This window comes from Ramlibacter sp. 2FC (assembly GCF_005503345.1).
Classification (GTDB): domain Bacteria; phylum Pseudomonadota; class Gammaproteobacteria; order Burkholderiales; family Burkholderiaceae_C; genus SCMQ01.
In genome coordinates, this window is sequence record NZ_SCMM01000101.1 from 1 (window position 1) to 7,315 (window position 7,315).

Here is a 7,315-nt window from a genome sequence, read left to right on the forward strand (position 1 = left end):
TTCTTGCCGCAGGCGGCCAGAGCAGCAGCCGCAATCAGGGTCGCAAGAACGAGCGATTTTTTCATTTCAATTTTCCTTAGGGTGAGAAAAAACAATTTCCGGAAACTGTCGCCACAACCATCGGGTTGCATCGACCGAGAGAAAGGACTCGAGCTCTTTCTGCTCCGCCGCGGATTATAGCCACAAGAAAATCAATTCTTACAAACCCTGAGGCGAGCCATGAGTAACCGCGCGCTACATCCCTGCCGCCGCTCACGCGGTGTGCAGCCAGCCCGAGGCCAACCAGCCCGCCATCAGCGCCCGTGCGCCCTGGCTGGCCTGGCTCACCTCGGCGGCCTCCAGGCAGCGCAGGTCCGCCAGGCGGCGCATCAGCAGCGCGTCGCGCCCCGAGGCGAGGTAGCTCTCGCCGTTGATGAAGATGCGGCGCTCGTCGTGCATCATGCGCGTGCGCCGGTCCAGCGTGACCGCGCCGCGCAAGGCCTGCCCGGACCCGGCCTCGAACCAGACCTGGGGCTTGGGCTCGGTCAGGTACTCGCCGAGCAGGCAGTGCAGCTCGTCCGGGTCCTCCAGCACGCTTTGCAGCGCCGCACGCGCGAAATCGGCCATGGCCGGCGGAATGCCGCCGGGCGAACTCACGGCGGGCTGCGCCGGGTCGCGGTAGAGCGTCGCGCCGGCCACCTCGTCGGCATCCTCGGCCAGGCGCTGCAGCAGCTCGCGCGCGAGCTCGCCACGGCCCGGCGAGCGAAAGCCGATCGAATAGGTCATGCACTCGCCCACCGCCACGCCGTCGTGCGCGTAGCGCGGCGGCAGGTAAAGCATGTCGCCGGGCTCGAGCAGGTATTCCTGCTCGGGCTCGAACTGGGCCAGGATCTTGAGCGGCAGGCCCTGCTGCAGGCTCAGGTCCTTCTGCCGGCCGATGCGCCAGCGGCGCTGGCCATGGGCCTGCAGCAGGAACACGTCGTAGCTGTCGAAATGCGGGCCCACGCCGCCGCCATCGCTGGCGTAGCTGACCATCAGGTCGTCTAGCCTGGCGTCGGGCACGAAACGGAACTGCTGCAGCAGCCGGTGTGCCGCGTCGTCATGCAGGTCCACGCCCTGCACCAGCAGGGTCCAGCCGGCTGCCTTCAGGGGCGGCAGGGCGCGCCGCGCGAAGGGCCCGCGCCGCAGCTGCCAGCCTTTGGCGCCCTGGCGCAGCAGGCGCGACTCCACGCCTTCGTCGGCCGCCAGCTCGAACAGCTGGCCGCGATCCAGCGGCGGCACGAAACCGGGCAGGGCCTGGCGGACCAGCAGGGGCTTCTTCTGCCAGTGGCGCTTCATGAACTGCTGGGCGCTGAGGCCGCCCAGCAGCGGCAGGGGTTGGGTCACATCCATGGATTCAGTGAGGGAAAAGCTCAAACTGCGACAATTCTGCTATGGAAATCACCCCTCAATGCGTGGTCGCTCTGACCTGGACGCTCAAAGACACCCTGGGAGAAACGCTGGACGTGCTCGACGATCCGGTGGAATTTCTGGTCGGCGGCGACGACCTGCTGCCCAAGATCGAGGAGGCGCTGCGAGGCCACGAGCCCGGCGCCAAGCTGGACCTGCACCTGGAGCCCGAGGAGGCCTTCGGCGACTTCGACGACCAGCTGGTCTTCCTCGAGCAGCGCGCCCTTTTTCCGGACGGGCTGGAGGAAGGCATGAGCATCGAGGGCACGGCCCTGCCGGCCGGCACGAACCCCGGCGCGCCCAGGGACCTGCTCTATACCGTGACCGACATCTACCCCGAGCACCTGGTGCTCGACGCCAACCATCCGCTGGCCGGCATCGCCCTGCGCCTGAGCCTCAAGGTGGTGGCAGTGCGCGAGGCGACCGAGGGGGAGCTCGGCCGCGGCAGCGCCGGCACGGGCTTCTTCAAGGTTCAGCCCATGGCGCCGGGCGGCGAGCAGTTGCACTGAGGATGCTCACCCCGGCCCGCGGGGCCGGGGCGGCGCGCCGTCAGCGATAGAGCTGCTCGTTCTCGACCCGTACGCGGTCGCCGATGCGAACGTTGGGCGCAGTGGCGTAGTCGAAGGCCCGCATGGTGCCGTTGTCCAGCTGCACCGACACGCGATAGAACTCGTTGACCGAGCCCGGGGCGCGGTTCTTCTCGATGGTGTTGCCGACCAGGGCACCGCCGACCGCGCCGGCCACGGTGGCGACGTCGCGGCCCGTGCCCTTGCCGATCTGATGGCCCAGCACGCCGCCGACCACGCCGCCGATCACCGCACCGGCGCCGCTGGTGCTGCCCGACTGCTGGGTTCGCATGAACTCCACGTTGGTCACCCGGCCGTATTGGACATAGGCCGGCGCCGTCGGGTAGCCCGTTGCGGCCGGATAGGTGGCGGGATAACTGCTCGTGCGAGGCGAATCGGCACAGGCAGCGAGGGTAGCGACCACGACCGTGGTGGTCAGGAATTTCAGTACGCAGGTAGAACGCATGGGCATCTCCTTGCAAATGAGCGTTGAACAGGCCGGCCCGCGACACGGACCATGGCATGAAGCCTCTGTCTAACTTTAACGCCCCAGCCCGGATCGGGCCGACCACCGTCACAGACGCTCACCAACTTTACCGGGCGGACGGCTACCCGTTCAAGCTGGGCCGGCTCAGGCTTTTCCGGTCGAGCCGTAGCCGCCCTCGCCGCGCGCGCTCGCGGTCGCGAACTCCTGCACCAGGTTGAAGCGCGCCTGCACCACCGGCACCACGACCAGCTGCGCGATGCGCTCCATGGGCTCGATGGTGAAGGCCACATCGCTGCGGTTCCAGGCGCTGACCATGAGCTGGCCCTGGTAGTCGCTGTCGATCAGGCCCACCAGGTTGCCCAGCACGATGCCGTGCTTGTGGCCCAGGCCCGAGCGCGGCAGGATCAGCGCGGCGTAGCCGGGGTCGTCCAGGTGAATCGCAATGCCGGTGGGCACGAGCTGCCAGGCGTTGGGGCCCAGCGTGAGCGGCGCCTCGAGGCAGGCGCGCAGGTCCAGGCCGGCGCTGCCGGGCGTGGCATAGGCGGGCAATTGATCCGCCATGCGCGGATCGATGATCTTGACGTCGATGTTCATCTGTTCAGGCCGCCAGGCGGCGGGCAATGTCGGAAATCAGCTGGCGAGCCAGCTCGCGCTTGCTCGCGCGCGGCAGCTCGGTCGCGCCCTGGGCGTCGACCAGCAGCAGCGCGTTGTCGTCCTGGCCGAAAGTGGCCGGGCCGATGTTGCCGACCAGCAGCGGCACGCCCTTGCGCGCGCGCTTGGCCTGGGCATGGGCCAGCAGGTCGTGGCTCTCGGCCGCGAAGCCCACGCAGAACAGCGCGCCGGACTGGGCGCGCGGCGATTGCGCGACCGCAGCCAGGATGTCGGGGTTCTCGGCGAACGCCAGCTCGGGCGTGCGGCCCGAGCCGTCTTTCTTGATCTTCTGGTCGGCCGCGTTGGCCGGCCGCCAGTCGGCGACGGCGGCGGTGGCGATGAACAGGCTGGCCTGCTCGACGCGCGCGTTCACGGCAGCCAGCATGTCCTGCGCCGAACGCACGTCGACGCGGCTGACGCCGCGCGGCGTGGCCAGGTCCACCGGCCCCGCCACCAGGGTGACCTCGGCGCCGGCCTCGCGCGCGGCACGCGCCACCGCAAAGCCCATCTTGCCACTCGAGAGGTTGGTGATGCCGCGCACCGGGTCGATCGCCTCGTAGGTCGGCCCGGCCGTCACCAGCACGCGCCGGCCGGCCAGGGGCTTGGGCTGGAAGAAGGCGACGAGGTCCTCCAGCAGCTCCTCGGGCTCGAGCATGCGGCCGTCGCCGGTCTCGCCGCAGGCCTGCAGCCCGCTGCCCACGCCGAGCAGGATGGCGCCGTCGGCCTGCAACTGGGCCAGGTTGCGCTGGGTGGCCGGATGGGCCCACATCTCGCGGTTCATGGCCGGCGCCACCAGCAGCGGCACGCGCTCGATCGGCCGCGCCAGGCACATCAGGCTCAGCAGCTCGTCGGCCCTGCCCTGCACCAGGCGCGCGATGAAGTCGGCGCTGCAGGGCGCCAGCACGATGGCGTCGGCCGCGCGGCTCAGGTTGATGTGCGGCATGTTGTTGGGCTCGCGCGCATCCCACTGCGAGCCGTAGACCGGCCGCCCCGACAGGGCCTGCATGGTGACGGGCGTGATGAAGCGCTCCGCCGCCTCGGTCATCACGACCTGCACCGTCGCGCCCTCCTTGACGAGGGCGCGGCAGAGCTCGGCGGACTTGTAGCAGGCGATGCCCCCGGTGAGGCCCAGGACGATGTGTTTTCCGGTCAGGTCCATGGATGGCGCGGCGTCCGGGCCCGGCCCGGAACGAGAGAAGCTGGGATGGCGCAATGTAGCAGACCGGCCAGACACCGCGCCAAGCCGGCCCGGCACGCGAAATGGCAAGCGCGGTGTCACATCTATAATCTCGCTTTACCACCTCCCTCGGGACCGATCTCCCGACCCTGACATGACCAAATTTGTCTTCGTCACCGGCGGTGTGGTGTCCTCCCTGGGCAAGGGAATCGCCTCAGCCTCCCTCGCTGCGATCCTGGAATCGCGGGGCCTCAAAGTCACCCTGATCAAGCTCGACCCGTACATCAACGTGGACCCGGGCACCATGTCGCCGTTCCAGCACGGCGAGGTGTTCGTGACCGACGACGGCGCCGAGACCGACCTGGACCTGGGCCACTACGAGCGCTTCATCACCACGCGCATGCGCCGGGCCAACAACTTCACCACCGGCCAGATCTACAAGAGCGTGCTCGAGAAGGAGCGCCGCGGCGACTACCTGGGCAAGACCGTGCAGGTGATCCCGCACATCACCAACGAGATCCAGGACTTCATCAAGCGCGGCGCCGGCATGGACTCGCCTCATGAAGTCGACGTGGCGATCGTGGAGATCGGCGGCACGGTGGGCGACATCGAGTCCCTGCCCTTCCTGGAGGCCGTGCGCCAGCTCAGCCTCAAGCTGGGCCCCAACAACTCGGCCTTCGTGCACCTGTCCTACGTGCCCTGGATCGCGGCGGCCGGCGAGCTCAAGACCAAGCCGACCCAGCACACGGCGCAGAAGCTGCGCGAGATCGGCATCCAGGCCGACGCCCTGCTGTGCCGCGCCGACCGCCCCATCCCCGACGACGAGCGCGCCAAGATCAGCCTGTTCTCCAACGTGCCAGAGTGGGGCGTGATCTCGATGTGGGACGTGGACACCATCTACAAGGTGCCGCGCATGCTGCACGAGCAGGGCCTGGATGGCCTGATCTGCGACAAGCTGCGCCTGAACACGCCGCCGGCCAACCTCAAGCGCTGGGACGACCTGGTGCGCGAGCTCGAGCACCCCAAGGCCGAGGTCACCATCGCCATGGTCGGCAAGTACGTGGACCTGTCGGACAGCTACAAGTCGGTCAACGAGGCGCTGCGCCACGCCGGCATGAAGAACCATGCGCGCGTGAAGATCGAGCATGTGGACTCGGAGACCATCACGCCCGATACCGTGGCGCGCCTGGCCAAGTACGACGCCATCCTGGTGCCCGGCGGCTTCGGCAAGCGCGGCATCGAGGGCAAGATCTGCACCGCGCGCTTCGCGCGCGAGAGCAAGGTGCCCTACCTCGGCATCTGTCTGGGCATGCAGGTCGCGACCATCGAGTTCGCGCGCCACGTGGCGGGCCTGGCGGACGCCAACAGCACCGAGTTCGAGCCCGACAGCCCCAACCCCGTGATCGCGCTGATCAACGAGTGGAAGGACGCCGACGGCAGCATCCAGGTGCGCGACGCCAACTCCGACCTCGGCGGCACCATGCGCCTGGGCGCGCAGAGCTCGGACGTGGCCCCCGGCACGCTGGCCCACAGGATCTACGGTGACGTGGTGACCGAGCGGCACCGCCACCGCTACGAAGCCAACGTGAACTACCTGGACCGGCTGCGCCAGGCCGGCCTGGTGATCTCGGCGCTGACCCAGCGCGAGCAGCTGACCGAGATCGTCGAGCTGCCGCAGGACGCGCACCCCTGGTTCGTGGGCGTGCAGTTCCACCCCGAGTTCAAGTCCACGCCCTGGGACGGCCACCCGCTGTTCAATGCCTTCGTCAAGGCCGCGCTCGATCACCAGGCGGCCGGCAAGAACCTGAAGGCCGTGGCCTGAGGAGCACCCCATGAAGCTGTGCAATTTCGACGTCGGCCTCGACAAACCCTTCTTCCTGATCGCCGGCCCCTGCGTGGTCGAGTCCGAGCAGCTGCAGATGGACGTGGCCGGGCAGCTCAAGGAGATCACTGCCGCCCTGGGCATCCCCTTCATCTTCAAGAGCAGCTACGACAAGGCCAACCGCTCCTCGGGCACCAGCTTTCGCGGCCCGGGCATGGCCCGCGGCCTGGAGATCCTGGCCAAGGTCCGGCAGGAGCTGGGCGTGCCGGTGCTGACCGACGTGCACAGCGAGGCCGAGATCCCCGAGGTCGCGGCCGTGGTCGACGTGCTGCAGACCCCGGCCTTCCTGTGCCGCCAGACCGACTTCATCCGCGCCGTGGCGCAGTCGGGCAAGCCGGTCAACATCAAGAAGGGCCAGTTCCTCGCGCCGCACGACATGAAGAACGTGATCGACAAGGCGCGCGCCGCCGCGCGCGAGAAGGGCCTCGATGAAGACAGCTTCATGGCCTGCGAGCGCGGCGCGAGCTTCGGCTACAACAACCTGGTGTCCGACATGCGCAGCCTGGCCATCATGCGCGAGACCGGCGCCCCTGTGGTGTTCGACGCCACGCACTCGGTGCAGCTGCCCGGCGGCCTGGGCGCGAGCTCGGGCGGCCAGCGCGAGATGGTGCCGGTGCTCTCGCGCGCGGCCGTGGCCGTGGGCGTGGCCGGCCTGTTCATGGAGACCCACCCGGACCCGGCCAAGGCCTTGTCCGACGGCCCCAACGCCGTGCCGCTCAAGCACATGAAGGCCTTGCTCGAGACCCTGGTCGCGCTCGATTCCGTAACCAAAAAAACTCCGTTCCTGGAGAGCAATTTCGCATGAGCGGCTACATCATTGCCCATGTGCAGGTCACCGACCCGGTGCAGTACGAGGAATACAAGAAATGGTCCACCGACGCCATGCAGGCGCATGGCGCCGAGGTCTGCGTGCGCGGAGGCCAGGTCGAGCGGCTGGAAGGCGACTGGGCGCCCGAGCGCCTGGTGCTGCTGAAATTCCCCTCGTTCGAAGCCGCCAAGGCCTTCCATGCCTCGCCCGAATACGGCAGGGCGCGCGCGGCGCGCGAGGGCGCGGCCGTGATGCGCATGGTCGCGGTCGAGGGGGTGGGCTGAAGCCCCCCTCCTTGTCCAGGGCGCCCGCCCAC

Annotated in this window: 8 protein-coding genes; 4 read left to right on the forward strand and 4 right to left on the reverse strand. The window is 68.6% G+C overall.

Annotation, left to right across the window (positions count from 1 at the left end; translation table 11 throughout):
* Positions 1-252: 252 nt before the first annotated feature.
* Entirely contained in the window at positions 253-1,371 is a 1,119-nt protein-coding gene (locus FFS10_RS22385) for a cupin domain-containing protein (RefSeq protein WP_137896810.1), read from the reverse strand.
* A gap of 41 nt (positions 1,372-1,412) precedes the next feature.
* Between FFS10_RS22385 and FFS10_RS22390 the strand changes: the two genes are divergently transcribed.
* Entirely contained in the window at positions 1,413-1,937 is a 525-nt protein-coding gene (locus FFS10_RS22390) for an FKBP-type peptidyl-prolyl cis-trans isomerase (protein ID WP_137896811.1), read from the forward strand.
* A 40-nt stretch (positions 1,938-1,977) separates the two neighbouring features.
* Here the strand turns inward: FFS10_RS22390 and FFS10_RS22395 are convergent, their stop codons facing one another.
* The 3 genes from FFS10_RS22395 to coaBC all read right to left on the reverse strand — a co-directional run bounded on the left by FFS10_RS22395 (position 1,978) and on the right by coaBC (position 4,291).
* Positions 1,978-2,460, reverse strand: coding sequence for an outer membrane lipoprotein (locus tag FFS10_RS22395; RefSeq protein ID WP_137896812.1), 483 nt, complete (start codon positions 2,458-2,460; stop codon positions 1,978-1,980).
* Between the two features lie 165 nt (positions 2,461-2,625).
* Complete coding sequence (gene dut, locus FFS10_RS22400; RefSeq protein ID WP_137896813.1) at positions 2,626-3,075, reverse strand: dUTP diphosphatase; 450 nt, start codon at positions 3,073-3,075, stop codon at positions 2,626-2,628.
* Positions 3,076-3,079: 4 nt separating this feature from the next.
* A complete protein-coding gene (gene coaBC, locus FFS10_RS22405) occupies positions 3,080-4,291 on the reverse strand; it encodes a bifunctional phosphopantothenoylcysteine decarboxylase/phosphopantothenate--cysteine ligase CoaBC (protein WP_137896814.1) in 1,212 nt (403 codons plus the stop codon).
* 172 nt (positions 4,292-4,463) lie between these two features.
* On the opposite strand from coaBC, the gene pyrG reads away from it, so the two are divergent.
* From pyrG to FFS10_RS22420, 3 genes are read left to right on the forward strand one after another with little or no spacing between them, the layout of a single operon-like run.
* Positions 4,464-6,131 carry a CTP synthase gene (gene pyrG / locus FFS10_RS22410; protein WP_137896815.1) on the forward strand — a complete coding sequence of 556 codons (1,668 nt, stop codon included), beginning with the start codon at positions 4,464-4,466 and terminating at the stop codon, positions 6,129-6,131.
* A 10-nt stretch (positions 6,132-6,141) separates the two neighbouring features.
* Positions 6,142-6,996 carry a 3-deoxy-8-phosphooctulonate synthase gene (kdsA, locus tag FFS10_RS22415; protein WP_137896816.1) on the forward strand — a complete coding sequence of 285 codons (855 nt, stop codon included), beginning with the start codon at positions 6,142-6,144 and terminating at the stop codon, positions 6,994-6,996.
* On the forward strand, positions 6,993-7,283 hold the full coding sequence (locus FFS10_RS22420; protein WP_137896817.1) for a DUF1330 domain-containing protein: 291 nt from the start codon (positions 6,993-6,995) through the stop codon (positions 7,281-7,283). The genes kdsA and FFS10_RS22420 overlap by 4 nt, the downstream gene beginning before the upstream one ends.
* Positions 7,284-7,315: the final 32 nt, after the last annotated feature.

Coding starts and splice junctions, on each gene's coding strand:
- FFS10_RS22385 (WP_137896810.1), bottom strand. CDS start 1,371: ATGGATGTGACCCAACCCCTGCCGCTGCTGGGCGGCCTCAGCGCCCAG.
- FFS10_RS22390 (WP_137896811.1), top strand. CDS start 1,413: ATGGAAATCACCCCTCAATGCGTGGTCGCTCTGACCTGGACGCTCAAA.
- FFS10_RS22395 (WP_137896812.1), bottom strand. CDS start 2,460: ATGCGTTCTACCTGCGTACTGAAATTCCTGACCACCACGGTCGTGGTC.
- dut (WP_137896813.1), bottom strand. CDS start 3,075: ATGAACATCGACGTCAAGATCATCGATCCGCGCATGGCGGATCAATTG.
- coaBC (WP_137896814.1), bottom strand. CDS start 4,291: ATGGACCTGACCGGAAAACACATCGTCCTGGGCCTCACCGGGGGCATC.
- pyrG (WP_137896815.1), top strand. CDS start 4,464: ATGACCAAATTTGTCTTCGTCACCGGCGGTGTGGTGTCCTCCCTGGGC.
- kdsA (WP_137896816.1), top strand. CDS start 6,142: ATGAAGCTGTGCAATTTCGACGTCGGCCTCGACAAACCCTTCTTCCTG.
- FFS10_RS22420 (WP_137896817.1), top strand. CDS start 6,993: ATGAGCGGCTACATCATTGCCCATGTGCAGGTCACCGACCCGGTGCAG.